Annotated in this window: 20 protein-coding genes, 3 pseudogenes and 1 riboswitch; of the genes and pseudogenes, 7 read left to right on the forward strand and 16 right to left on the reverse strand. The window is 51.2% G+C overall.

What is annotated here, in order from left to right; all coding sequences use genetic code 11:
• Window positions 1-212: 212 nt before the first annotated feature.
• Genes NSS88_RS05660 through tenA form a run of 9 tightly spaced genes read right to left on the reverse strand, consistent with a single transcriptional unit; the run spans window position 213 to window position 7518 of the window.
• Complete coding sequence (locus NSS88_RS05660) at window positions 213-1238, reverse strand: thiazole biosynthesis adenylyltransferase ThiF (protein ID WP_033013858.1); 1026 nt, start codon at window positions 1236-1238, stop codon at window positions 213-215.
• Complete coding sequence (locus NSS88_RS05665; RefSeq protein WP_033013859.1) at window positions 1235-2002, reverse strand: thiazole synthase; 768 nt, start codon at window positions 2000-2002, stop codon at window positions 1235-1237. The genes NSS88_RS05660 and NSS88_RS05665 overlap by 4 nt, the downstream gene beginning before the upstream one ends.
• A 1-nt stretch (window position 2003) precedes the next feature.
• On the reverse strand, window positions 2004-2207 hold the full coding sequence (gene thiS, locus NSS88_RS05670; protein WP_033011052.1) for a sulfur carrier protein ThiS: 204 nt from the start codon (window positions 2205-2207) through the stop codon (window positions 2004-2006).
• Window positions 2204-3340, reverse strand: coding sequence for a glycine oxidase ThiO (thiO, locus tag NSS88_RS05675; protein WP_341083526.1), 1137 nt, complete (start codon window positions 3338-3340; stop codon window positions 2204-2206). The genes thiS and thiO overlap by 4 nt, the downstream gene beginning before the upstream one ends.
• Window positions 3324-3947, reverse strand: a complete 624-nt coding sequence (tenI, locus tag NSS88_RS05680; protein WP_341083528.1) for a thiazole tautomerase TenI — start codon at window positions 3945-3947, stop codon at window positions 3324-3326. Before tenI ends, thiO begins: the two co-directional genes overlap by 17 nt.
• 20 nt (window positions 3948-3967) lie before the next feature.
• Window positions 3968-4750 (reverse strand): energy-coupling factor transporter transmembrane component T family protein, encoded by a 783-nt coding sequence (locus NSS88_RS05685; RefSeq protein ID WP_033013862.1) that lies wholly within the window; start codon window positions 4748-4750, stop codon window positions 3968-3970.
• A complete protein-coding gene (locus NSS88_RS05690; RefSeq protein WP_341083530.1) occupies window positions 4747-6201 on the reverse strand; it encodes an ABC transporter ATP-binding protein in 1455 nt (484 codons plus the stop codon). Before NSS88_RS05690 ends, NSS88_RS05685 begins: the two co-directional genes overlap by 4 nt.
• A gap of 12 nt (window positions 6202-6213) precedes the next feature.
• Window positions 6214-6804 (reverse strand): ECF transporter S component, encoded by a 591-nt coding sequence (locus NSS88_RS05695; RefSeq protein WP_033013864.1) that lies wholly within the window; start codon window positions 6802-6804, stop codon window positions 6214-6216.
• Between the two features lie 30 nt (window positions 6805-6834).
• Complete coding sequence (tenA, locus tag NSS88_RS05700) at window positions 6835-7518, reverse strand: thiaminase II (RefSeq protein ID WP_341083533.1); 684 nt, start codon at window positions 7516-7518, stop codon at window positions 6835-6837.
• Between the two features lie 102 nt (window positions 7519-7620).
• Window positions 7621-7728, reverse strand: a riboswitch (TPP riboswitch).
• A 144-nt stretch (window positions 7729-7872) separates the two neighbouring features.
• Here tenA and NSS88_RS05705 point away from each other — a divergent pair.
• Window positions 7873-9057, forward strand: a complete 1185-nt coding sequence (locus NSS88_RS05705) for a class I SAM-dependent rRNA methyltransferase (protein WP_033013866.1) — start codon at window positions 7873-7875, stop codon at window positions 9055-9057.
• 23 nt (window positions 9058-9080) lie between these two features.
• On the opposite strand, the gene NSS88_RS05710 is transcribed toward NSS88_RS05705, so the two are convergent.
• Window positions 9081-10286 carry an MFS transporter gene (locus NSS88_RS05710; protein ID WP_033013867.1) on the reverse strand — a complete coding sequence of 402 codons (1206 nt, stop codon included), beginning with the start codon at window positions 10284-10286 and terminating at the stop codon, window positions 9081-9083.
• Between the two features lie 320 nt (window positions 10287-10606).
• Here NSS88_RS05710 and NSS88_RS05715 point away from each other — a divergent pair, with 320 nt between their 5' ends.
• Window positions 10607-12157 carry an IS1182 family transposase gene (locus tag NSS88_RS05715; protein WP_341083536.1) on the forward strand — a complete coding sequence of 517 codons (1551 nt, stop codon included), beginning with the start codon at window positions 10607-10609 and terminating at the stop codon, window positions 12155-12157.
• A 101-nt stretch (window positions 12158-12258) separates the two neighbouring features.
• Here NSS88_RS05715 and NSS88_RS05720 read toward each other — a convergent pair whose 3' ends face one another.
• From NSS88_RS05720 to NSS88_RS05730, 3 genes and pseudogenes are all read right to left on the reverse strand, one after another.
• Window positions 12259-12810 carry a YfiT family bacillithiol transferase gene (locus NSS88_RS05720; protein WP_341085354.1) on the reverse strand — a complete coding sequence of 184 codons (552 nt, stop codon included), beginning with the start codon at window positions 12808-12810 and terminating at the stop codon, window positions 12259-12261.
• 42 nt (window positions 12811-12852) lie between these two features.
• Window positions 12853-14520, reverse strand: coding sequence for a glycoside hydrolase family 13 protein (locus NSS88_RS05725; protein ID WP_341083538.1), 1668 nt, complete (start codon window positions 14518-14520; stop codon window positions 12853-12855).
• A 125-nt stretch (window positions 14521-14645) separates the two neighbouring features.
• Window positions 14646-15507 (reverse strand): annotated as a pseudogene (locus tag NSS88_RS05730) (IS982 family transposase).
• 198 nt (window positions 15508-15705) lie between these two features.
• Here NSS88_RS05730 and NSS88_RS05735 point away from each other — a divergent pair.
• A pseudogene (locus NSS88_RS05735) lies at window positions 15706-17028 on the forward strand (alpha-glucoside-specific PTS transporter subunit IIBC); the annotation flags it as partial.
• A 148-nt stretch (window positions 17029-17176) separates the two neighbouring features.
• Here NSS88_RS05735 and NSS88_RS05740 read toward each other — a convergent pair.
• Window positions 17177-18544 (reverse strand): ISLre2 family transposase, encoded by a 1368-nt coding sequence (locus NSS88_RS05740; protein ID WP_341082615.1) that lies wholly within the window; start codon window positions 18542-18544, stop codon window positions 17177-17179.
• Between the two features lie 217 nt (window positions 18545-18761).
• Between NSS88_RS05740 and NSS88_RS05745 the strand changes: the two are divergent.
• Window positions 18762-19025 (forward strand): annotated as a pseudogene (locus tag NSS88_RS05745) (glucose PTS transporter subunit EIIB); the annotation flags it as partial.
• A gap of 259 nt (window positions 19026-19284) precedes the next feature.
• A complete protein-coding gene (locus NSS88_RS05750) occupies window positions 19285-19689 on the forward strand; it encodes a hypothetical protein (RefSeq protein ID WP_341083539.1) in 405 nt (134 codons plus the stop codon).
• Here the strand turns inward: NSS88_RS05750 and NSS88_RS05755 are convergent.
• Window positions 19659-20792, reverse strand: coding sequence for an IS4-like element IS5377 family transposase (locus NSS88_RS05755; protein ID WP_341083543.1), 1134 nt, complete (start codon window positions 20790-20792; stop codon window positions 19659-19661). The two genes, NSS88_RS05750 and NSS88_RS05755, sit on opposite strands and share 31 nt — an antisense overlap.
• Before the next feature lie 406 nt (window positions 20793-21198).
• On the reverse strand, window positions 21199-22572 hold the full coding sequence (locus NSS88_RS05760) for an IS1380-like element ISGsp2 family transposase (RefSeq protein ID WP_287464754.1): 1374 nt from the start codon (window positions 22570-22572) through the stop codon (window positions 21199-21201).
• A 259-nt stretch (window positions 22573-22831) separates the two neighbouring features.
• On the opposite strand from NSS88_RS05760, the gene NSS88_RS05765 reads away from it, so the two are divergent.
• On the forward strand, window positions 22832-24007 hold the full coding sequence (locus tag NSS88_RS05765) for an ISL3 family transposase (RefSeq protein WP_041470235.1): 1176 nt from the start codon (window positions 22832-22834) through the stop codon (window positions 24005-24007).
• A 305-nt stretch (window positions 24008-24312) separates the two neighbouring features.
• On the forward strand, window positions 24313-24762 hold the full coding sequence (locus NSS88_RS05770) for a hypothetical protein (RefSeq protein WP_014194961.1): 450 nt from the start codon (window positions 24313-24315) through the stop codon (window positions 24760-24762).
• Window position 24763 lies beyond the last annotated feature (1 nt).

A 24763-nucleotide genomic window follows, 5' to 3' on the forward strand; every position in this document is an offset into this window, starting at 1 on the left:
ATTCGATCCAGCAGGAGCCAATAAAGTAGACAAGCACTACCAACGAGGCGATGTTCAACGTGACGGACCACTCATCCATCCATCTCCCCTCCCTTTGCCTTCTTACCTTCATCGTACTATATGGATAGCGGGAAAAACAGGGAAAACAAGACGGCTTTTTGACAGTTTTGTGACTGAAAAAAACAGGGACTCAAAAAAAGAGGTCCCCGTTTTCATCCTAAATAACGGTAATAAATCGTTTTCGCCTCGTTCACATCCTTTGTGCCGTGCACAAGCGCGCGCCCGTCGGCGAATACGACAAGCCGCTTGGCGCCGAGCGATACGGAGACGAGATACGGATTCGCTTCGGCCCGGAGCCCTTGGCGGCGAAAAAGAGATGCCAATTCGTTTACATCGTACTGGCGCCGGGAAGACGGGCGAATTTGCACCGAGTCGCGCCCGCACAGCACAGCGGTCTTCGTCTGATGTTCATAAGAAAGAAACGGATAAGATGGACGATGTCCGCACGTCGGACAGTCGTCTCTTTTGACCGCGTCAATGCGAATCGCTGCGTATTCATTCGTCCAAAGATCAAACGAAACGAGCTTGCCGCGCAGCGCGGCCCAGTCCTCGACTAAAACTTTCAACGCCTCAGCCACTTGGTAACTGACGACCATCTGCACTGCCGGACTGATAATGCCGGCCGTGTCGCATGTCAATCCCCCTTGCGGCACCGTTTCAAGCAAGCAATATAAACATGGGGTACGTCCGGGAATAAACGCGTAACTTAATCCATAGCTGCCGACGCAGGCGCCGTAAATCCACGGAATGCCATATTTGTAGGCAACATCATTGATGATCATGCGCGCATCGAAGTTGTCCGTCGCATCGATCAATAGGTCGGGCCGCTGTTCGACAGCCAATGATTCCAACTGTTCGGCGTCAGCCTCACCGACTATCGCGTCGATCTTGACCTCGCTGTTGATTCGCTCGAGCCGCCGCTTGGCCGCGATCGCCTTCGGCAGCCGCTCTTTCGCATCCACTTCGCTGTAAAGCTGTTGGCGCTGCAAGTTGCTCCATTCGACATAATCGCGGTCAATGATCGTCAGTTTGCCAATGCCGGCGCGCACGAGCGCTTCGGCGTTTCCTGTGCCGAGCGCTCCGGCGCCGATTAAGACGACGTGCTTTTCCCGTATTTTCTTTTGCCCTTCCTCGCCAATCGGCGCAAATAGTTGTTGCCGGGAATACCGTTCATTCAAACAACACTCATTCCTTCCGTTGGGCTGCTTGCTGACGCGTATCGTTTTTTCGGGATGCGCCCGGCTTCATAACCGAGCCGTCCCGCTTCCACCGCCAGCTTCATCGCTTTTGCCATTTTTACGGGATCAGCTGCGCCGGACACGGCCGTATTCAACAGCACCCCATCCGCACCAAGCTCCATCGCCAGCGCCGCATCGGCCGGCCCGCCGATGCCGGCATCGACGATCACCGGCACGGTCGCTTGCTCGATGATAAAGCTCAAATTGAGCGGGTTAAGGATGCCTTGCCCGGACCCGATCGGCGATGCCCCCGGCATGACGGCATGGCAGCCAAGCTCTTGCAAGCGCTTGGCGAGCACGACGTCATCAGACGTGTACGGCAAGACGATAAACCCTTCTTCCAGCAGCATTTCCGCTGCTTTTAACGTCTCAACCGGGTCGGGAAGAAGCGTTTTGTCGCAGCCGATCACTTCTACCTTAATCATATCACATAGCCCCGATGCTTTGGCCAGTCGGGCGATGCGGACCGCTTCCTCAGCCGTTTTCGCCCCGGCGGTATTGGGCAGAAGCTTATATCGGCTTAAATCAAGCTGCTCTAAAAAATTCGGCTGCTCCGGCGCAAAAATGTTCATTCGCCGGACGGCAAAGGTCAAAATTTCTGCGCCGGATGCTTCCACCGCTTCTTTTTGCACCTCAAGGCTCGGATATTTGCCCGTCCCGAGCAACAACCGCGAAGAGAATTCATACGGACCAATTTTCAGCATTTCAACCGCCTCCTACAAAATGAACAATTTCGACTCGGTCGCCATCCGCCAACGCCGTCACCGCGTATTCATGCTTTTGAATAATGCGAACATTGACTTCGACAATGGCCAGCTTTTGATCAAGTCGAAAATGGGCGAGCAAATCGCTGACCGTTTTCACTTCATCCGGCACGGCAACGTTCTCGCCATTAATGACTAAATTCATTCAACCCCCACCTTTTCTTCCGCGTGACGCGTTAATGAAAACGGTGACAAGTCAAACGCCGGCTCTTTCCGCTCTACTAGGTCGGCAAGCAGCCGGCCGGTGAGCGGGCTAAGCAAAATGCCGTTCCGGTAATGGCCGGCAGCGACAAATATCCCGCGCCGCTTTGGATGCTCGCCGATATAGGGCAAACCGTCTTTCGTTTGCGGTCGGATGCCGCTCCATGCCTTCACCCATTCTGCCTGTTCGACATCTGGAAGCAGACGGGCGGCACGGCGAAGCAGGCTCATCACCCCCGCGATTGACACGCGCCGGTCGTACGTCCCCGGCGTGGACGTCGCACCGATCAGCAGCCGGTTGCCGCGCTTCGGCACGATGTAACAGCCATTTTTCGCAAACACCGTCATTTGCACGAGCGGGGTTGGCGTACGCACCATGATGCATTCCCCCTTGACCGGGAATACAAAAAGCGGCAGCTCGAGCGCGGCCCCCAGACGCGCCGCCCAGGCGCCCGAGGCGATCACGACAGCGGCAGCGGCGAACGTTCCGCTCGCTGTTTCCACGGTATGCCCGCCGACATCCGAACGAATGTCAAACACTTCCGTATGCTCATACAAATGCGCACCGGCGGAGACAGCGGCTGAAACAAGAGCGGCAGCCAAATCCGGGGTGCTCACTTGCCCGTCTCCGGGAATGTACATGGCGCCGGCCAGCGCCTCGCCCGCAAGACGCGGCTCCAGCTTAAGCGCTTCTTCTGTCGCCAGCCAGTGAACTGTCTCACCCATTTCCTTCCAAAATGTATAATGGTGGTGCAACTCCTCCGCTTCTTCCGCATTCGTCGCAACTTTGAGCATTCCTTTTTCGACAAGTCCGATGTCAATACCGGTTCTCTCCCGCAATTCCGCAGCGAGCGCCGGCACGAGCGCCCGGCTTTGCAGGGCGAGCGGGATGAGCGGACTCGGCGCGGCGAACTCCGATTGCGCCCCCAGCATACCGGCCGCCGCGCTTGACGCTTCGCCGGTCATTGTTCCTTTTTCGAAAATCGCCACGCGGTGCCGCCGTTTGGCGAGCTCAAAAGCTGTCGCCGCCCCGATCACCCCACCGCCGACAACGACGACATCATAATGTGCCCCCATTTTTCCTCTCCCCTTTCACGATTTGCGCCAAACGTCTTGCTTCCACAACCGGATCAGGCGCTAAAAAGACAGCCGATAACACCGCCACTCCCGCGGCACCGGCCTCCATCACCCGGCAGGCGTTGCCGGCATGAATGCCGCCGATCGCAATAACCGGGATGCAGACGGACGCGGCCATCTCCCGCAACGAATCGATGCTGCGCGGCGGCAATCCAGGCTTGCTGGCAGTCGGAAACATATGGCCGTACAGGCAAAAGTGAGCGCCGTCCTCTTCCGCCTGCTTCGCCTCCGTCAGGCTGTGCACGGAACAGCCGACTGTCAAGTCCGGAAACGAACGGCGGACGGCACGCACCGGCAAGCTGTGATACGCGATCTGCACCCCGCCGACACCGAAGACGGCCGCGACGTCAACACGGTCATTGACGATGATTTTTTGCGGCGGCACCCCGGTGTAAAGCAGCGCGGTGACAAACTCGGCCACTTCGCGCGCCGTTTTTTCTTTCTCGCGAATGTGAATGGCATCCGCATACGGATGGATACGCGCACAAATGGCCGCGAATTCGTCGGCTGTTTGCCGCCCGGTGGAAATGAAGTGAAGAGCCCCCATCACAATCCCTTTCTTTCTGCCTACCGTACATCATGGACTGAAATATACGGGTAATGGACGCCCGCATAATAAGCGGCAACCAACAACGCAACGGTCAAGACGACAAACCAAATATCGCATTTGCCAAACTTGATTTCATAATAAAACGTACGCTGGCCGCTGTTGGAAAATTGTTTCGCCTCCATCGCCACGGCGATGCGCTGGGCGCGGCGGATGCTTTGTGCCAAAAGCGGGATGGCATAACGCTTCACTTTGCCAAGGCCGCCGCGGTTTGGCACGCCGCGCACTCTCAGCGCATACCGGACCGTTTGAAACTCCTCAATCATGATCGGCAGCAGGCGGACCGCCGCCAAAAAACTGTACGCATACTTCGGTTTCAGCTTCAATTGCTGCATGAGCGAATAAAACAGCTGCACCGGCCGAGTCGTCAAGGAAAAAATCAAGCCTAACAGCCCGAGCGACAAGGCGCGAAATCCGAGATGCATGCCGCGCCAAAAGCTTTCCGCTGTTACGTGGATGAGCCCCCAGCGAAACCACGTTGTCGTCCCTTCGCCAAACATCATCATCGATGAAGCAGTGGAAACAAAGATCAGGAAAAACGGCAAAAACAGCCAAACAAGCAGCTTTGCTGGATACCCGGTGCCGAAGCAAAACAAAACGAACAGGGCGAGCGACAAATTGATGAGCACGTTCGGGTTATGAATGAACAACACCGCAAAAAAGAGCATGACGAGCACAATGAGCTTCAAACTCGGGTTCGCTTCATAAAGCCATGTCTCACGGCGCTGAATGTCCCAGTTCATCGCCATGTTCCTCCTTCAGCCAATACAGGCTCCACAGCAGCGAGGCGCTCATCGCGAACAAGCGCTCCGTCTTCCACCACCCATCGTCTCGTCGCAAAACGACGGACAATTTGTTCGTCGTGGGTGACCATGATGATCGCCGCCCCTTGCCTTCGGTATGACTCCAACATCGCCAACAACGCAAACGTGTTTTTCGCATCCTGTCCAAATGTCGGCTCATCAAGCAAAAAGAGGCGTTGACCGGCGACGATCGAAGCAGCCACGCTCAACCGCCGTTTTTGCCCGACTGACAGCTGGTACGGATGCACTTCTTCCTTTCCGTCAAGGCCAAACGCGCTGAGCAGGCGGGTGACCGTCTCATTGATTTCCTCTTCAGATCGCCCCTCAAGCCGCAGCGAATACGCCAGTTCATCGCGCACAGTATGGGTGACAAATTGAAATTCGGGATTTTGAAACACGAACGCGATATGGCGGTAAAGCGGCTGCCGGAGCTCGATATCCTCCCCGAACAATGTATATTCGCCTTCGGTGCGAATCAGTTGCATCAACCCATGCAAAAGCGTGCTTTTGCCCGCGCCGTTTCGGCCGGTGACGGCGATCCATTCTCCCGCCCGCACAACCGCCTCCGGTACGCTGATTTTCACCTCCCGGCCGCGAAAGCCGCGGAAACGGTGAAGGCGGATCAGCTCCTCGCCTTCCTGCCTTTCCTCCTGGCGCACGATCGGTCCGCATTCCTCCCAAACGTCCGGGTGCCAAATGCCTTCCGCCGTCATGACGTCCTTATATCGGGAAAATACTTCCCTCGCTCCTCCATCGGCGATGATGCACCCGTCGCTGCCAAGCAACACAATCCGGTCGACGAAGTCAAGAACATGGTTGATTTTATGCTCGACGATGACGACCGTTTTGTCCCGGCTCACATCCCGCACCGCCTGCCATACGGCTTTCGTCCCTTCCTCATCGAGCAAAGCCGTCGGCTCATCCAAAAACAAAACATCCGGCTCAAGCGCAAGAACAGAAGCGAGCGCCAACCGCTGCTTCATCCCGCCGGAAAGCGTATGAATGTCGGTGTGCGGTTCGATCGCCAACCCGACTTGGTCCAACAGCAAGCGGATGCGGGCGGGCATCTCGCGGCGCGGCACACTTCGATTTTCGAGGGCAAACGCGATTTCCTCATCGGCATACGGCATGCAAAACTGCGTATCCGGATCTTGAAACACATATCCCCATCGTTCCGGCCGCTCAAGGCGCCCGGCTTTCATCGGCACGTCGATCGAGTGGGGAATGATGCCGGCCATCACTTGCAAAAGCGTCGACTTGCCGCATCCAGACGGGCCGAGGAGAAGCACTTTCTCCCCGGCAGCAACGGACAGCGACAAATCGCGGAACAATAAGTCGCTATGCCCTGGAAACTTCAGGCGCAGCTGTTCGATGACAATGGCTTGCTTCATCGGTCATTCCCCTTACCGGTTCAGCGCATCATAGTCCTCTTTGGAAACCGGCCGCCACATTTGCGTCACCCCGGTTTTCTCAAGCGCCTTGGCCAACGAAACGGCGAACACGCCGGAGATAAGAACGGCGCCGACAAAACGCGCCAGCAAAAAGAGCGCCATGTTCCACGGGGCGAGCGCCTCGATATATCCTTTGTAAAAGTCCATGATCAGCGAACCGACCGTCGCGCCGACGGCGCTGAGCGACACGACAAACACGTCAAACCGCCGATAGCGGAACGCCGCAAAGACAAGCTCGGCAAACAGCCCTTGTACAACCCCATAAATCAACACCTCAAGCCCCCACTGCGACCCCATCACCAACTCGCCCGATGAAGCCGCGATCTCGGCAAGCAGCGCCACCCCCGGTTTGCGGATTAGCAAATACGCAAGCGACGACGCGATAAACCACATGCCATAAATCAGTTGATCGGCATGAAACCCGAATACTTTCACCACTTCATACAACGGCCCCCACACTTTGTAAATGACGCCGAACACAACGGCAATGACAATCGTCGTTAAAATATCGGCCAGTTTCAACCCTTTCGATGTTGTTCCCATGAAAACTCCTCATTTCGTGTTGTCGCCGTTTCACCGGCTCTTCATGAGTTCGGCCGATGGCCACCGCTCCAGTCGGTACGCCATCTCCCAAAACTGATACTCATAGTCACTGCTGATCAAAAAATGCTGTTCCATCCGGCGCCGATCTTCCTCAGTCACGGCAGCGGTAATGGCGTCAAGCCGGTCGATCTGCTCCTCAACAAGCGAGCGAAACCAATCGGAGCTGTATGTACTGATCCACTTTTCATAAATCGGATCGTTCGGCCGGCACGTTTTCAGCCGCTCACCGATTTCGTAATACAGCCAATAGCACGGCAAAATCGCGGCAATGACATCGCCCAAATGCCCTTCATACGCCGCCCGGTACATATGCGATGTATACGCGTAAGCCGTCGGCGCCGGCATGAACGCAGCCCGTTCCTCTTCGGTGATGCCAAGCAGTCCGGCAAACGTTTCATGAAGCGACAATTCCGCTTCGCATGTGCTTTGGGCATGGTGCGCCAGCCGGGCCGTCGTCGCCAAATCCGGCGATTTCGCCGCCCCGATCGCCTGCACACGGGCAAAATGGCGCAAATAGTACGCATCTTGCATGACATAATAGCGGAATTTTGCGCGATCCAACGTTCCTTCGCCAAGCTCTTTGACAAACGGGTGACGGAAACTCGCCTGCCAGATCGGATCAGCCGCCTGGCGCGCGCGCCTTGCAAACGACATTCGTATTCCCCCTTTTTCCAAAATAAAAGCGCCGCCTTCTTTACCGATTCGCGTAAAGAAGGCGGCGCGAGCATACAGATTTTCCAATGCGGCCAAAGCCGGCCTGCAGCTCCTCCACTTCCCTACGCTGGCATTACCCAGATCAGGTGCTAAGGGTCTCAAAGTCACACTTTGATCTCAGCCTGTTTACAGGCCCCCCTAGTGGATGTCTGATTGTGATGAAATTTTCTTTACATTTATCATATCACGGCCGCATCGGTTGTCAACCTTTTTTTTCGGCTGTCATTGCGCCGCGCTCCGCAATTCGCTATGATAAAAGCGCAACGATTGATTACCGGATGGGAGTTGGAACTGATGGCGAAAGTGATCTTGAAGCGGCAACGAAAAAAACGGCTCGAACAAGGCCATCCGTGGATTTTTCAGAGCGAAGTCGACCGTATCGAGGGTGACATCACACCGGGAGATTTTGTCGATGTCTATAACCATCAAGGGTACTGGTTGGCGAAAGGCTACATCAATCCAGCCTCGCAAATCATCGTCCGGGTGTTGACGCAAAACCCGGATGACGAGCTCGATGAGCGGTTTTTCATTGAGCGCATCCGCCGCGCTTGGGCGTATCGCGAACGGATGCTCCCGGGCGTCCGTTCATGCCGCGCCGTCTACGGCGAGGCCGATTTTCTGCCGGGGCTCATCGTCGATAAATATGAGGACGTGCTTGTGGTGCAAATTTTGGCGCTCGGGATGGAAGTGCACAAAGAGTGGATTTTGCGCGGCTTGCTTGACGTGTTCGCTCCAAGGGCCATTTATTTGCGCAACGATGTGTCCGTGCGGGAGCTTGAGGGTCTCAAACAGGAAAAAGGGTTTTGGTACGGGGAAGCGGAGACGGAGATGGAAATCGAGGAGAACGGCGTGAAATACATTGTCGACATTGAAAACGGGCAAAAAACCGGCTTTTTCTTCGACCAGCGGCAAAACCGCGCCGCCCTCCGCCCGCTCATCGGCCCGGAGACGACGGTGCTTGATTGTTTCACCCATACCGGCTCATTTATGCTGAACGCCTGCCTGTACGGAGCGAAGCACGCCACCGCCGTCGACATTTCCGAGCATGCAATTGAGACGGCAAAACGAAATGCGGCCTTAAACGGATTCACAAATGTAGAATTTGTCGTCGCCAACGCATTCGATTACTTACGCGAAGCAGTGCGATCCGGCAAACAGTGGGATGTCGTCATCATCGACCCGCCGGCGTTCGCCAAATCGGCCCACGCGGTGCCAAAAGCGCTGCGCGGCTATAAAGACATCAATTTGAACGGGTTGAAACTCGTCAAAGACGGCGGCTTTTTCGTCACGTCGAGCTGTTCGTACCATGTTCGCCCGCACATGTTCCAAGAGATGATCGCCGATGCGGCGTTTGACGCCAAAAAAGTGCTCCGACAAGTGTACTGGAACGGCGCCGGCTATGACCACCCGAAACTGCTTGCCGCCAATGAAGGCGACTATTTAAAATTTGCCATCTACGAAGTGCACTCGCGGCGCTAAAGAAAAACGCTTAAGGACAAACCTTAAGCGTTTCTTTCTTGCCGCGGATGAAAAGGTTGTTCTTTGCGCAGCACGCTCAAGTAAACGAGCATCGAAACAAGCACCGAACCGGCGGCGGTTACATAAATGCTCGGATAGCCGAACCAGTGGCTGATTTGGCCAAACACCATCGCCCCGATGCCAACGCCTAAATCAAAAAAGGAGAAAAACGTTGCATTCGCCATTCCTTTCCGATGAACAGGGGCCCGCTCAACCGACCACGCCTGCAGCCCTGGCTGCACCATGCCAAAACCGAAGCCATACAATACTGCCGCCAAAAGCAGCGCCCATTCCCCCGGCAGCCAGGAGAGCAGCAGCATCGCAAGCAAAATGAGCCCCGCACCTGGGAGAAAGACAGCCCGATGCCCTTTCCGGTCATACAGCTGGCCGGCGAACGTGCGCGTCACCATCAGGGCGAGCGCATAAAGCAAAAAATACAGCTGCAAACCGCCGATCCCTTTTTGCGCCGTATATAGCGGCAAAAACGAAGCAATGCCGCCGAACGTCACCGTTAAAAAGAAGAGAAGCACGGACGGAACGAGCGCCGTTTTTTCGTAAAGGTCCCACTTGTTCGTCTCATAGCGCGGCCTTCCCTCCACTTTTTTATAGGTGATGGCCGCCGCAAACAATACGGAAGCAACGCCAAGCAGAGCGCAAATCAGAAACAAATGGCTAAACGGAATCATAGCGGCAAGCACAAGTCCAAGCGACGGACCGAAAGCGAGGGCGATGTTTCCTGACAATCCGTAATAACCCATTCCCTCCCCGCGGCGGCTGGCCGGAATGATGTCCGTCGCCACCGTTCCGGAAGCGGTTGTCGAAAACCCCCAGCCAATTCCTTGGACGACGCGCATCAAAAAGAGAAGAAGCATGCTGGTGATGACACTGTACGAACCGACCGAAACGACAAAAATGAGCAGCCCAAGCAAAAAGACAAACCGCCGTCCCCGCGTCTCAAGCGCATGGCCGGCAAACGGACGGACGAGAAGTGCGGAAAAAGTGAAAATCCCGACGACAAGGCCGATGAGCTGGTCGTTGCCGCCTAAGTGTTCGACAAACAGCGGCAGTGTCGGCAGCGTCATTTGAAATCCAAGAAAAATGAAAAAGTTGGCCAAGCAAATCAAAATAAAATTGCGCGTCCAAATTTTTTCTTTCTGTTCCGCAACAACTTGCCTTTGTTGCGCATTCATACCGATCCCCCTTGTACGATATATATTTCGTGTCCCTTAATATTTGTCAGTATAGCATAACTGTATGTTTTCGTTTAACAAAAATGTTTGTCCAGCACGTTTTTTGAAAAAAGCCGCGCAAAGGCGGCTTTTCTCCGGAGCGAGCCTATATATCGGCCGCCCCAAGCGGTGCGGCCGATCGAGTAAGGGGCTGACCCAAAACGCGAATGCGTTTTGGGATCAGCCCCCACTTTTTTGCCTCAAATATAGAAGAATCGCCCTTTTTTCTGGTAGAATAGAGTCACCAAAACCACTACCACCGAAAGAAGGGCGATTCTTTTATGAAACATGATCATATTTCCTTTAAAGAGTATACCATGGACAACCTCTCTTTGCCAAGCAACATCGCCGATCTCATTCCACGGGATAACATGGCCCACGTGGTTCATGAGATGGTTGAACGCATCCCGATGGAGACGTTTCTTGCTTACTACAAAGGAGGGGGCGCCTCCGCCTATCATCCGAAAATGATGACCAAAATTCTCCTTTACGCTTACACCCAAAAAATGTATCATGGCCGTGAGATTGCACGGCAGCTCGAAGTCCACCTTCCCCTCATGTGGCTAAGTGGATTTCAAAAGCCGGACTTCCGCTCCATCAATCGGTTTCGTTCGGAGCGGATGAAAGACCTGATTGACGACCTGTTCCGGGAAATGATCACGCTGCTCGTGGCCGACGGCTATGTCAAGATGGAAGATTATTTTGTGGATGGAACGAAAATTGAAGCGAATGCCAACCGGTACACCTTCGTTTGGCGCAAATCGGCTGAGAAGTACCAGGAGAAACTCCAAGCCAATGTCGATCGGCTGATTGCCCAGATCGAGGTGATCGTGGAAGAAGAAAAGGCGGAAGACATCGACCCTTCGCCGGCCTTTACGTCAGAAGAAATCCGAAAGAAAACCGAGGAGTGGGAAAAACGGTTGGAGGCCGAGCCGGACAACCAACCGTTGAAGAAGGCCATCAAGAAGATGAAGGAGGACTACTTGCCCCGCAGTGAAAAGTATGAACACCAACTCCATGTATGCGGGGATCGCAACAGCTATTCCAAGACCGATGTGGATGCCACCTTCATGCGGTTGAAGGAGGATCACATGCGAAACGGCCAGCTCAAGCCGGCCTATAACGTACAGGTGGGTTCTTCCGGCCAATTTATTTTGGGGTATTCCCTTCATCAGAGGCCGGGCGACACTCGTTGTCTTCTCCCGCATTTGGAGACCGTTCGAGAGAAGTACGGCGTGGAACCCGAACGTTTGATCGCTGACGCGGCTTATGGCTCGGAAGAGAACTACGTGAAGCTGGAAGAGAAGCACATATCGGCCTTGATCAAGTACCATACGTATGAGAAGGAGAACACGCGCAAGGTCAAGAAAAATCCGCATCATCAGCAGAATTGGACCTATGTGGAAGAAGAAGACGTTTGGATTTGCGCCAATGGGAAAAAGCTGGTTCGCACCGGAACTTCGAAACAGACCACGGAATCAGGATACACCTCGGTCACCCGACACTACCAATGCCATGAATGCGAAGGATGTCCGTTCCGTTCGGCCTGCACGACTTCCAAGTATGGACGAACCACGCAATGGAACCCCATCTATCATGAACAAAAACAGAAAGCCCGCGAACGGTTGGAGAGTGAAGAAGGGCAAGCCCGATACCGCCAACGCCAAACCGACATTGAGAGTGTATTTGGGCAAATCAAACAAAATCGCGGGTTTCGTCGCTTTGTCCTGCGAGGCCTCCAAAAAGTTTCCATCGAATGGGGGCTGGTTTGTGCTGCCCACAATCTTCTCAAAAAAGCCGCTAGGGACAAGCAATTGTCCTTGGTGGCGTAAATGAGGGGGAGAACAGAGTCGGAATTTTGTTCCGTTTGGTAAAATATACAAAAACCAGAGAGGGCTGACTCCAAAAGTCCGCTTTTTGGCGGACTTTTGGGTCAGCCCCACCATCCTTTCCGTTTCCGCAATGACACAATTTGCGCCGTATGATGCCTGCCATGCCATGCATACAGCGCGGTCAATACGTACAGCGGCATCGGCCGCAACGCTCCTTCCGGTTGGATGAGGCGATGAAAATCGGCTTCTGTCATCGACTCGAGCAGCGTCGTCCACCGTGCATGCAGTCCGTCAAGCAATAAAAGCGACGGTTCAATGGGCAGCGAGCAAGCATCGGCCGTTTTCGCCCATTCGCTTTCCGCAAACGGCTTCACCGTTGGGTCGTCTTCCGTCACTCCCCATTTCGTGCGCAAAAACGCGTTCATGCTTGCATCGGCCAAATGGTGGACGACTTGGGCCACCGTCCAGCCGCCGTCGCGGTACGGCGTGTTGAGCTGCTCATCGTTTAAGCCGAAAACAGCGGCCCTTAAGTCGTTCGGCAGCCCGCGGATGGCAGCAATCCACTCTTGCACCTTCCCATCCTCAAACTGCTGCGGCGCTTGAAACGTTCCGATCGGGTAGCGAATCGGATCGACCGTCCCCGTGTTGATCATCTCCCTTCCGTATTCATTCCACACAGAAAGGCAAATTCCTTCTTATTCTTTCCAGATGTATACGCGCGCCTCGTACGGTTTCAGCTTAAAACGCGTCGCATTTTTATGCGGACGGACCGGGTAGTTCGAGAGCGCCAAATCGCTTGACTGAAGGCGGAAGCCGTCATAGCGGTAAAGTGACGGGCGGTCCGACAAGTTGACGACTACAAGCGCGCGATCACGTCCGAGCGTTCTTGTGTACGCGTAAATGGATGGGTGGTTTTCCAAAAGCAGATCGTACGTTCCGTAAACAAACAGCTCATTCGCTTTCCAAAGCTGAATCATTTGTCGATAAAACGACCATACCGAGTTCGGGTCGCGCCGCTCGGCCTCGACATTGATCGTACGATAGTTTTCGTTCACCTTGATCCATGGCGTACCTGTCGTGAATCCAGCGTTTGGGGCATCAGACCATTGCATCGGGGTGCGCGAGTTGTCGCGCCCGGTTTGCCAAATGATCTTCATCACTTCCTCATGGGTCCGCCCCTTCGCCCGTTCGAGTTCATACAGGCGAAGAGCGGACACATCACGATAATCACGGATGTCATCGAACCGCACGTTCGTCATCCCGATCTCTTGCCCCTGATAAATGAACGGCGTCCCTTGCATGAAAAAGTAGAGCGCGCCGAGCGCCTTGGCGCTTTCCGCCCAATAGTCGCGGTCATTGCCCCACGTCGAAACGGAGCGGGGCAAATCGTGGTTTTCCAAAAACAACGCATTCCACCCGCGGTTTTCAAGCCCTTTTTGCCATTTCGTCAACGTCCGCTTTAGGCGGCGGACATCGATGGAACCATCCGCACTCCTTTCCCATAGCCCTAGATGCTCAAACTGAAAAATCATATTGAACACGCCGTTTTCTTCCCCGACCCATTGTTCGGCCTCATCAACCGTTACTCCGTTCGCCTCGCCGACCGTCATAATGTCATATCGCGCAAACGTTCGCTCTTTCAACTCTCTTAAATATTCCATAATGCCAGGCTGGTTCATATGCCCGGCAAACGACGGTACATACTTCAGCCCCTTCGGGTTTGGCAAATCGGGAAGACCCGGCTTTTTCTTAATGTGGGAGATCGCGTCGATACGAAAGCCGTCGATACCTTTATCCAGCCACCAGTTGACCATCTCATAAAGCGCCTGGCGCACCTCACTGTTTTCCCAGTTCAAGTCGGGCTGTTTGACATCAAAAATATGCAGATAATATTGACCCGTCCGCTCATCATACTGCCACGCCGAGCCGCCGAAAATGCTTTCCCAGTTGTTCGGTTCGCGCCCGTCTTTGCCGTCACGCCAAATGTACCAGTCGCGCTTCGGATTGTCGCGCGATGACCGCGATTCGATAAACCACGGATGCTCATCACTCGTATGGTTGATGACCAAATCCAAAATGACTTTCAACCCGCGCCGATGGGCTTGGGCAAGCAATTCATCGAAGTCATCCATCGTTCCAAACTCATCCATAATGGCATAATAATCGCTGATGTCATATCCGTTATCGGCGTTCGGCGACCGGTAAATTGGACAAATCCAAACGATGTCGACTCCAAGCTCCACCAAATAATCCAGCTTTTCGATGATGCCGCGAAGATCGCCGATGCCGTCGCCGTTGGCATCCATAAAGCTGCGCGGATAAATTTGATAGGCGACGCCCTCTTTCCACCATGTTTTTTTCAAGGCTTCCTCCCCCTTTGTGCACACGTTTTCACTATCCACTGTACACTACATGACGGAAATATACAACTCTCTTTTTTCAAGACTAGCGAAAAAATGATTGATGAACCCGTGGTGCTAGTTGAGTCTTAACGCTCAACTAGCCCAAGAACAACAAGGGAGTAAGCCAGTAAAATACCATCCTGTGCCGTTTCAAATCCAGAAACCGAGTTCGCTCGAATCTCGGTGATCCGATACGAATCGACTAAAATCGAAAACACGGTTTCAACACTTTGCGTTTTCGTTTCATCCACTGTTTCCATGCGTCCGATTGGCGAATTCGCTGATTTTTTCGAACGGGCGTCCAAAAAGCGACTCGATGCTCTTCGTACAGCTTCTTTTGCAGCGTTTGGCTGATATACCCTTGTCACCTAGGTTATATGGATGTGGAATTTGCATCATGACGGTTTCAGCGGCCACCCGATCGTGACAAGACGCTTCAGTGACGACATATCCCATCGGAAGCCCTTGGTCAGTGACCTGCAGATGAAGTTTCAACCCATAGAAAGCGATCTTTTTCGAAGCACAATAGCCAATATCCGCAATTCCACGAAACCGTTTGGCGCGATACATTCGGGATGAATGACACAGCTCGATCGGCAAACTGTCCACGATCGCATACGCATGGTGTTGTCCACGCTTGGCCAGCTGGTGCCGCATCCACTTGATCGCAAAGCCAAGCGCTCGGCAGCGACGGTTGTATCGAGAACGTTCAGGGAACAAGTCCTTGGAAAACAAATTCCCGATCACAAACCGATGCCAAGCCCGTTCGGAAGTGAAGCCTAACAACTTTCCAAGGACATGGACGGCGATGATGACCTCGCCCTTCTGTTTCAACAAATGAAGATTTCGACGTTGAAGATGAATCTGGATACTCGATAGTTGAGCTGATACAAAACACAAAATCGATACATATTGTTTTTGAAGTTTGGCTCGATCTGTTCTTAAAATTTATGGTGGACTATGAAGAATATCTCTAGTATTCCATATATAGCTGCTCATTCTGGGAATTTTCTTGAATTTTGGGAAAAATAACAAGAGAAGTGAAAACGAACAGCTTACTTCCGTTTTGTTGTTTGCCAAAAAAGTTCATGTTATAAAGAAAAGGAAAGCGTTATCAAAAAATTTGAGAAGAAGGAGTGAGTGGGCATGATGCAAAAAATTCAGCGGTTTGGTGCAGCTATGTTTGTACCGGTGTTGCTTTTTCCGTTCGCTGGTATAGTCGTTGGCTTGACCATCTTGTTTAAAAATCCTGATATCATGGGATCCATTGCTGATCCGAACGGAATGTGGTACAAGTTTTGGACGGTAGTAGAAGAGGGTGGATGGACGGTCTTCCGACAAATGCCGTTATTGTTTGTTATAGGCATTCCGATTGCGTTGGCAAAAAAGGCCCATGCGAGAGCTTGTATGGAAGCGATTGTTACTTATTTAACATTCAACTATTTTATTAACGCTATATTGACTCTTTGGGGAGATAAATTTGGTGTAGATTTCAGCCAGGAAGCTGGCGGAGTTAGCGGTTTGACAATGATTGCGGGAATCAAAACATTAGATACGAGCATTATTGGAGCGATCGTTATATCTTCTATTGTTGTAGCGCTTCATAACCGCTTCTTCGATACGAAGCTTCCAGATTTCCTTGGCATTTTTCAAGGTTCATCATTTGTGGTGATTATTGCGTTCCTTGTGATGCTTCCAGTTGCTTTAATAACAGCCTATATTTGGCCAATCGTACAACATGGCATTGCATCTTTACAAGGATTTTTGGCAAGCTCAGGAGTGCTTGGGGTTTGGTTGTATACATTTTTAGAGCGCTTACTTATTCCAACAGGGCTGCATCACTTCATCTACGGTCCATTTGTCTTTGGCCCTGCGGTTGTTGAAGGAGGAATCGCTAAGTATTGGATCGAGCATTTACCAGAATACGCAACATCTGCGCATTCTTTAAAGGAAATGTTCCCGCAAGGCGGATTTGCATTGCATGGGATGTCTAAAATCTTTGGCATTCCAGGTATTGCATTAGCGATGTATGTTACTGCAAAGCCAGAAAAAAGAAAACAGGTTGCAGGGCTATTAATCTCTGCCGCTTTAACGGCTGTTATTGCTGGAGTTACAGAACCAATTGAATTTACTTTCCTATTTGTGGCACCTTGGTTATTTGCAGTGCATGCATTTTTAGCAGCCACAATGGCAGCGGTGATGTATGCATTCGGCGCTGTAGGAAATATGGGCGGGGGACTGTTAGAAATCGCTACTTCAAACTGGATTCCATTATTTAAATATCATAGCACGACTTATTTAATACAATGGGCAATCGGGTTCATATTTATGATCATTTACTTCTTTGTTTTCCGATATTTGATTCTTAAATTTAATGTTGCAACGCCGGGACGCGAAGCAGATGATTCATCAGAGATGAAATTATATACGAAAGCAGATTATAAAGCAAAAAAACAAGCTAACCAAGAGTCAGTCAAGACTTTGTGGAGAACATTTTTTCGGTTCACTACGGGCGTTGTCAATCACTAGTTAGCGAACCATTTTAAGGAATTCATATCGTAAGCGCTTTCGGACTCTCATCCCTCATCTTGAAGTGATGATATTGTATTCCATTTTTTTACACCCAACCACCATCCCGGAGCGCCGACAACGCTTGATGGATCGGCGTCCCGGATGACCGCTGCAGACACGGTAGATTCTGACGCACCACATCTGCCCATAACCGTCCGGCCTTCCGTTTGGCCTGTTCGATCCGCTTGGACTTTGTTGAGGCCGAGGCCGCCGTTCGGGTCTCTTCTTCCTCCACCAACTGCCCATTTCTCCGCCAAATCCCGTCGATTCGGGCCGCCATCGCCCTCAGAAACGCCCGAAGCCCTTGGTCTTTCCAGCTGCGGCGGGATTTCACCCGATGCGCAAACCGGCTCATCACGCTCTCGGCGTGGCCCATCGGACGCATGCCGGTCGTCTCCACCCCTTGCTCCGACAGCCACTCCCGATAGTCCCGGATGCATCCCGGCATCGACTCGATCCGGCGAATCAAGGCGGCCAGCTGTTGTTCTTTGCCTTCGTCCCCCAACGTGCCGACCGCGCTGTTCAGCTCGACCAAAAGTCCTTCTTCGTCTTGTTTCGCCAGCTTCCTCCGCACCTCCCGCCAACGCGGATGGCCGGACAGACACTGACGCAGCTCCCGCGCCACATGAAATCGATCCAGCTGAAAGCACGCCCGCTTCCCAAAATACTCCCGGCAGGCCGTGATCCACGACGCCGCGTCGCCGTTGATGATCAAAAGGTCCCGGCACGGATCATAGGCATATTCGTTCATCAGCCACTCTTCAAACCGTTCCCACACGTCTCCCGCCCCTTCATGGAGGTAGTGGCGCCGGTTCACGAGCTCGAGCTGCGAACCGTTTCGTTTCCATCCCTCGTGAACCGCCAGGATTTTCTCTTCTTTCGCCCGTTTCCCTTTCCCCTGGCGGGAAATGAACAGCCCATCCGCCTCCACAAATAGCACTCGGCCGTGCCGTTGGGAAACAGGGCGGTGCAGCGAGACAGGGGCCTCCAGCACCAGTTGGCGAATCGCCTCGTGGCTTAGGACCGCATACCCCACGATCGACTCCAACGTACGGGCCGCTTTGCGGTAGGAAGAGCACTCTACGGCCAACTCGACCGCCGTTTCCTCGAGGCAAGGGCTGATCGACTGCGCTCCATCAAAGCCCAGTTCGGCATCCAGCAAGAAGGTATAGTTCCCCGTTTGCCGGTCATAGTAGTAGTTCCGTCGAAACGTCACTTCTCCAAACAGCGTTTGGATCGTAGTCGGCCGTTTGTCTTTCAGCTGATACCGGCGCTTGTCCCGCGCTTCCGCCAGTTGTTGATCAATCTCCTCCAAAAGGGCCGCCAACAAGACAGCGAACACCTTTTGAAGAGTTCTGACTAATTGTTCCTCCAGCTCTTTTAATAAAGGCCATTCTGTGGTAAGATGTTTCATGGACTCTCTCCCTCCTGTTTTATGGATGTTGGTCATCACCATCATAGCAGGGAGAGAGTCCTTTTTGCATGACATTTGCTTTTTTCTACCGCGCTTCGCTTGGTGGCCCCGACGAGCGTCGCGAACAAAAGTTCGCAACCCTCGTCGGGGAATCATTCCGGAATGTCACCCACAAATATTTTACTCACACGCTAACCAAAATGGCAGTGGCAACAGCTATACGGTTCAAGCATTACAATTTTTAGATGCGCTTGGCGGTCCTGAAAATATCGAGGCGGTTACCAATTGTGCCACACGTCTTCGCGTTAGTGTGAATGATGAATCAAAAGTCGCGCCGGATAGTGTGTTCAAGTCTGCTGGAGCTCATGGTGTCGTTCGTAATGGCAAGGCAATTCAAGTGATCGTCGGTTTATCGGTCCCACAAGTGCGAGAGCAGTTTGAGAAAGCTTTGGAAGAAAAGGGATTTAAAACAGAATCGTAACGATCATCTCATAATGATGAAGCTGGGAAAATTCTTATCTAATGTGAAAAAGAACGGAAAGTGTGATTAGGTCCAGAATGGCTGGAATCCATTGTTCCCATATTTTCGATTTGCTATAACAGTAATGAAAGCGCTCATCATAATATAAAAAAGGAGCATTCCCGTTAGGAGCTTTTCCGGGGACTTGATCAAAAAAAGCCCTCTTGGTATGATGCAGGGGTGTCAACCACATCACTCACCATACCAAGGAGGACTTCAGATGAATTGTACACAAAACTATAAAATTGATCGCTGTTTTTTTAAAGCAGCCATTTACTTTTTTTATGCAGTGCCATTGATTTTTGTCACTTGCCTGTACTTAGTGACGCTTCATGCGCATCAAACATTTTTCACTCCGGTAATCCGCGAGCCGATCATCACCATTATGTTTGTTATAGCGATGCTAAATCCTTTTTTTGCTGTATTAACAAAAGTAGCGGTAAATGATTTAGAAAACAAAAGGCATGTCAAGTTATCATATGTAACATTGTGGATGGTAGCTGCATCTCAATTGCTTATTGGAAATCTCTTTGCCAGCATCATTCTCCTATTCGGTTTGTATCAACAAAGAAAAGAACAACCCACGAGTGTTGATTATCCAAAATTATACATACGCCTTCCATAAATTTGGGCATACTCAAACAAAGCAGCGGCCATCCCGGATTTCCAATCGAGAGGAAGCTGCCCAGAGAAAAAACGGCGAACAAACGAAATGAAGGAAAGAGAGACGTTCGTCCGTTTTTTGGTTTGATCATACAGCCATCGCAGCAACACATACGCAATGAACGCCCCAAACAGCTGATTGTATACCGCATTTTCCGTCGTGCCAAACAAGGTTGGGACATTCAGATATTGCTTTACCCAGCGGAAAAAGACTTCAACGGTCCAACGTTGTTGGTACATGTCGGCAATGGTTTCCGCAGACGCATGGAAGAGATTCGTCACGACCCGAATGTCGCGGCCATTTGCATCTCGAAAGATCACTACCCGGTGACGCTTGGTCGATCGGCATTGTTTCGTCCCCAACTGGCACGTGAAGTCGGCTTGAACCGATGAAGATGTGCTGGAAAGGCGTTTCAAGCTTTTTTTCTGATGAAGTTCGATGTTGTCCTTCATTCGAATGACAAAGAGCTGATGCTGCTCCACAAATCGATCGAGGCGTTCGATTTTGAAATACGCCCGGTCTTCCACCAGCACTTGTTGAGCGTTCGTCAACTGTTCTCCCACCGGGCCATCATGACGCAGTCCGATGGTTTCCACCACGTCTGCCGGCAACGAGGATTCCGGCGAATACGCGACGTGCAGCTTCACTCCGGCGCGTTCGCCGTGATACGGAGCCCATGGGAGGCGGTTTTTCCCGACCGTGACGGTCGTCGAATCCACCACCCGAAGCGGTTTGGGAAACCGAAGCGAACGGCGGGTTTGGCGGTTGCACTTGGAAATGATCAACGCCAACAAGCGTTTCATGATGTCATAGGGAACTTCTTTCGCTTTCTTGGATACTGTGGAATAATGGAATCGCGGCAATCCATACAGAGGCCCCACATCGGCTCCGTGGCGAAAGCTTTTCCATTGATGCATGGCGGCCAGCAGGAAGAAGTGAATCAACTCGCGCAACGTAAAGGTTCGAGACGAATCACGATACCCAACCGCTTCGGCAATCAGTTGAATCTCTTCATCCGAAACAAGTTTTTGCATCAAATTCGGGAGTGTGGTATGCTTGTTCATAGAGAGCACCTCCTGGGTTTGTTTGTGTCGTTACTCACATTCTACAGGAAAGGTGCTCTTTTTTCTATACCCTTTGGATTTTATTGGATAATCAACACGCCTGGTCAAAATCCTTTACACAACTATTATATTCATTATTCAGAAAAATTTAAAGTATTTTTTATCTTCAGCTAACATATCGTTTGGTTCTATAGGAAACCTGAATCCGTGATGGTTGGAAATCAACTTTGATTTTGGTGTTAGTTCTATGGATATATGATCCATACATCCCTTTTTTTGATGATTCCCTGCACCACTTTCATGTTTGAAAACGAGATAAATCCTCTTTTATGGAGATACAAACCAAAAAAGAGACAAAAAAAGTACAGGGGGGAGTGATGGATATGAGTACCCGAACATCTGTTTGTTATCTTGCCTCTTTCCATTTTTGATACACATTCAGTAGGAGTATACTGTACCCACTCCTTCGCGTCAGTTTCATCCAGATCTGTCGTGATCGGCGGACGAGTCGACCTGCCATCGTGATCACCGTCTGAATAATCGTCTTGATGCGACGGCGTTTCACTTTGTGGTGCAACGGATGTCTCGGATCGCTTAATAGATCTTGTCCAATCAGACGAAGAAGATTGTAAACGAAGGCTCCCATGACCAACACGAGCGCATTCGTTTTCATCTTCCCAGATGGAAGCCGCTCTAAATCTAAGTCGCTCTTCAGTTCGCTATGAAACTGTTCGCATGTCGCATGGTCATGATACAACGCGAGCACATCGCTCATTCGAACATGCTCGTATCCTTTGAGCCGCACCCAATAGCTTTCCACTTCATAATCAGGAACGAGCATCAGCTGTCCATTGCGTTCCATCGTCCGTTCCGTCACTTGGGTGACTTGAACGTACGTATACGTGTTTCCATCGATCGCTGCCTTCTGTGGAAGGCATAGCTCATAGGTTTGTACTCCTTCGCTTTGTCCATCATCGACGCGTCTGCCCTTTTGCGAAGCGATCTGGAACCAAAGCGCTTTCGATTCTCGGCGTAAGTTTCGCTTGATGACAAAGTCCACGTCTTCCTTTAGGCATACGTGCACATTCGCTTCTGCATCGTTTCCTGCATCCATGCGAACAAGCAGACGAGATGAAGTCAGTTGACGAGCTCGACGGATAGCGGTGACTAAAAACGAGGGCATGTTGTCTTGCACATGTTGTTTCCCTGGACGCAACTCGGCATGAACGAGATACCCTTCCTTCCCTGCATACGCAAACAACGGTGTAAAACCGTCAAATCCTTTATACGTTCGACTGACTCCTTCTTTTTTCGTATCGGAGTTGTCAAATGGGGAACCATCTATATCAAGGGGAAGCCATGTCGTCTTTCCTTTGGTCCAACAAGGGGACAAAGTGGCATGTCGTTGAATCAACAGACGTATGGACTCCTCCCAAAGAATCGTTTCGGTCATCGGAAGACAAGCGAGCTGATCGAGTCGTTGTCGCAAGGTTGGAGAGGAAGGCACGTGCTGAATCCCCATCGATGCCGAAAAGATATCGTCCTGACGATACGCTTCGATATGATCGAAATCCGTTTTTCCTGTGGCAAGCAAGCCAATCATCGAGCGAATGACATCGCTATGGGAAATGTGCACTTCTCGACGAACCGTTGGAAGCCGAAGTGCGTTTACCCGTTTATCCAGTTTCGTTTGGTGCAGTAAGTAGCCAACGAGAGCAAGCCCAGCACTTGGGGTAATCGCTTCATCTGTCAATACAAACCGAATCGGGAAATCTTTCATCATATCACCTACTTGATGAAGAATCGTCAACGTCGTTTTCCCTTATCGTATCAACGGTTTGCGACCATTGTAAAGATGTTTTGTCACGGATTCAGGTAGGAGAGTTTTCCTGCCTTCCTATTGCAAAAAAGTATAAAACAAGGCTCTTCACCACAAGTTGTACTTGATCATTTAAGGTAGGTGTGCATAGAGGGTACAAAAAATGCGAATTTTCCTGTATGGTAAAGGTGACCAAACCAAACCATGGAGGGAAATTCGCATGTACTCTCAGTTTATCAAAGAACTCATCGATTTACCAGATGTTTTGATTCAAAAGGTGCGAAAAGAAGGGGAACGTTGGATTTTCGAACTTTCTCTACCCGAACAATGCCCGTTATGTCCTGTCTGCTTGAAGCGCACGATCAAAATGACAGACAAAAAGAAGCAATGGATGCATGGCTATGCTCAGCGAATCGGAATTTTTTGGATCGAACTTCCTGTCGAGCGCAGACGTTGTAGCACGTGTGGCGTGACGTTCAGCACGTCGTATCCAGCCATCTCTCCTCGAAGTGTGGCGACGGATGCTTTTCAGCGATGGGTCGCGCAATCTTGCATCGGAACATCCATTCAGGCGGTGGCTCGTATGCTCAAGCTTCCTTACACGACCGTTGAACGATGGTTTTATACCCATGCCCCTTCCTTCCTATCGAATGACGTCCAACCAAAGGCGGTTTGTGTCGATGAGTTTGCTTTTCGAAAAGGGCACGACTATGGAGTGGCGATCATGGATGCCGAAACGGGAGAAGTGTATACCGTTGAAGCAGGAAAGAACGAGGAAGCCATTGGGCGTGCATTGGCTCATGTATCTCGTTCCGTTCAGTATGTCGTGAGTGACTTGGCTCCAGCGATGAAAAAAGCGATTCAACGGGTTTGCCCAGAGGCGACACATGTCGTCGACTATTTCCATGTCATTCAGCTGTTTACCGATGCGTTAGAACGTTGTCGCAAATATTTGGGCAAAGGAGGCAAGAAACACGGAAATGTTCGTTACGTTTGCCGTTTATTGAGCCAATGCCCAGAGAAATTGACGGAGGAAGAACGTCAAATCATACGAGAATGGTGTAATGAAAGCGATTACTTAAAGTCTGTTTACCAATCGCTCCAACATGTTCGCTATGTGTTCAAAAGCAAAGATGAGCAACAGGCGAAACGTCGTTTGAACGCCTGGGTTCATCGGTATTTGTTTTGTCCTTGTTCTGCTGTTCGCGCCATCGCAAAATCACTCGTCAAACGAACAGACGAAATCATATCGTGCATTTTATCCCCTTATTCAAATGGGAAAATGGAGGGAACAAATAACAAGATCAAGCTGATGAAACGTCGGGGATACGGATACAGAAATATCCAGCGTTTTGCATTGCGGGTTCGGCTAGAAACAGCTAACATACTTTCATGACAGGTGCAAGTACAACTTTTGGTGATGAACCATTTTTTTACTAAAAAGACTTGTTTTAGGCTCTTCACCACAACATGTACTTGACAAGCAATACGGTTTCCTGCCCAAAGATGTGCAAAAATCACTGATTTGTTGATTTTCCCTCACAAGCGTAAATAGAGTATGTTCAGAAAAAATCAAGTACAACTTTTGGTGATGAACCAAAAAAATGTAATTACACCCATCGATTGTCTCCAGGTCCATCTGACGGTGCAACGGACAAAGCAACGATCAACTAATACTATCTCAGTAAAGGGTTCGAAAAGGTGAAAGCGATCGAAGCATTGTTATGGAGCATTGCTTTGCCTGGATTCGGGCAACTGTTGAACAAAAAGTATATAAAAGGAATTTTGTTTATTGCGTTGGAATTTGTGATTAACACCCAATCCCATTTCAATGAAGCCATCCGCCTCAGCTTTTTGGGACGTACGGATGAGGCCGCCCGCATTGTCGATATCGGATGGCTGATGTTTTATCCATGTTTATACTTTTTTGCCATGTGGGATGCGTTTAAAGACGCTGGCGGCGGGCAAACGCCGTACTCGTTTTTGCCGTTTGTCGTCTCCGCCTACTTTGTGACGGTCGGCTTGATGTACTCGTCGCACGTGACGATCGGCGGCGTGTTTTTTGGACCGATTTGGCTGCCGATCTTATCTGTCATCCCCGGGCTCTCCATTGGATGGCTGCTGCAATTTCTGCTGCTGAAATGGAAATAGC

It is taken from the genome of Geobacillus sp. FSL W8-1251 (assembly GCF_038005945.1).
Taxonomy (GTDB): Bacteria; Bacillota; Bacilli; order Bacillales; family Anoxybacillaceae; genus Geobacillus; species Geobacillus stearothermophilus.

What these genes read in the sequence shown, in the direction of transcription:
- NSS88_RS05665 (WP_033013859.1), bottom strand. Translation starts at nt 2,002, where the DNA reads ATGCTGAAAATTGGTCCGTATGAATTCTCTTCGCGGTTGTTGCTCGGG.
- thiS (WP_033011052.1), bottom strand. Translation starts at nt 2,207, where the DNA reads ATGAATTTAGTCATTAATGGCGAGAACGTTGCCGTGCCGGATGAAGTG.
- thiO (WP_341083526.1), bottom strand. Translation starts at nt 3,340, where the DNA reads ATGGGGGCACATTATGATGTCGTCGTTGTCGGCGGTGGGGTGATCGGG.
- tenI (WP_341083528.1), bottom strand. Translation starts at nt 3,947, where the DNA reads ATGGGGGCTCTTCACTTCATTTCCACCGGGCGGCAAACAGCCGACGAA.
- NSS88_RS05685 (WP_033013862.1), bottom strand. Translation starts at nt 4,750, where the DNA reads ATGAACTGGGACATTCAGCGCCGTGAGACATGGCTTTATGAAGCGAAC.
- NSS88_RS05690 (WP_341083530.1), bottom strand. Translation starts at nt 6,201, where the DNA reads ATGAAGCAAGCCATTGTCATCGAACAGCTGCGCCTGAAGTTTCCAGGG.
- NSS88_RS05695 (WP_033013864.1), bottom strand. Translation starts at nt 6,804, where the DNA reads ATGGGAACAACATCGAAAGGGTTGAAACTGGCCGATATTTTAACGACG.
- tenA (WP_341083533.1), bottom strand. Translation starts at nt 7,518, where the DNA reads ATGTCGTTTGCAAGGCGCGCGCGCCAGGCGGCTGATCCGATCTGGCAG.
- NSS88_RS05705 (WP_033013866.1), top strand. Translation starts at nt 7,873, where the DNA reads ATGGCGAAAGTGATCTTGAAGCGGCAACGAAAAAAACGGCTCGAACAA.
- NSS88_RS05710 (WP_033013867.1), bottom strand. Translation starts at nt 10,286, where the DNA reads ATGAATGCGCAACAAAGGCAAGTTGTTGCGGAACAGAAAGAAAAAATT.
- NSS88_RS05715 (WP_341083536.1), top strand. Translation starts at nt 10,607, where the DNA reads ATGAAACATGATCATATTTCCTTTAAAGAGTATACCATGGACAACCTC.
- NSS88_RS05720 (WP_341085354.1), bottom strand. Translation starts at nt 12,810, where the DNA reads ATGATCAACACGGGGACGGTCGATCCGATTCGCTACCCGATCGGAACG.
- NSS88_RS05740 (WP_341082615.1), bottom strand. Translation starts at nt 18,544, where the DNA reads ATGAAACATCTTACCACAGAATGGCCTTTATTAAAAGAGCTGGAGGAA.
- NSS88_RS05750 (WP_341083539.1), top strand. Translation starts at nt 19,285, where the DNA reads ATGAATTGTACACAAAACTATAAAATTGATCGCTGTTTTTTTAAAGCA.
- NSS88_RS05755 (WP_341083543.1), bottom strand. Translation starts at nt 20,792, where the DNA reads ATGAACAAGCATACCACACTCCCGAATTTGATGCAAAAACTTGTTTCG.
- NSS88_RS05760 (WP_287464754.1), bottom strand. Translation starts at nt 22,572, where the DNA reads ATGAAAGATTTCCCGATTCGGTTTGTATTGACAGATGAAGCGATTACC.
- NSS88_RS05765 (WP_041470235.1), top strand. Translation starts at nt 22,832, where the DNA reads ATGTACTCTCAGTTTATCAAAGAACTCATCGATTTACCAGATGTTTTG.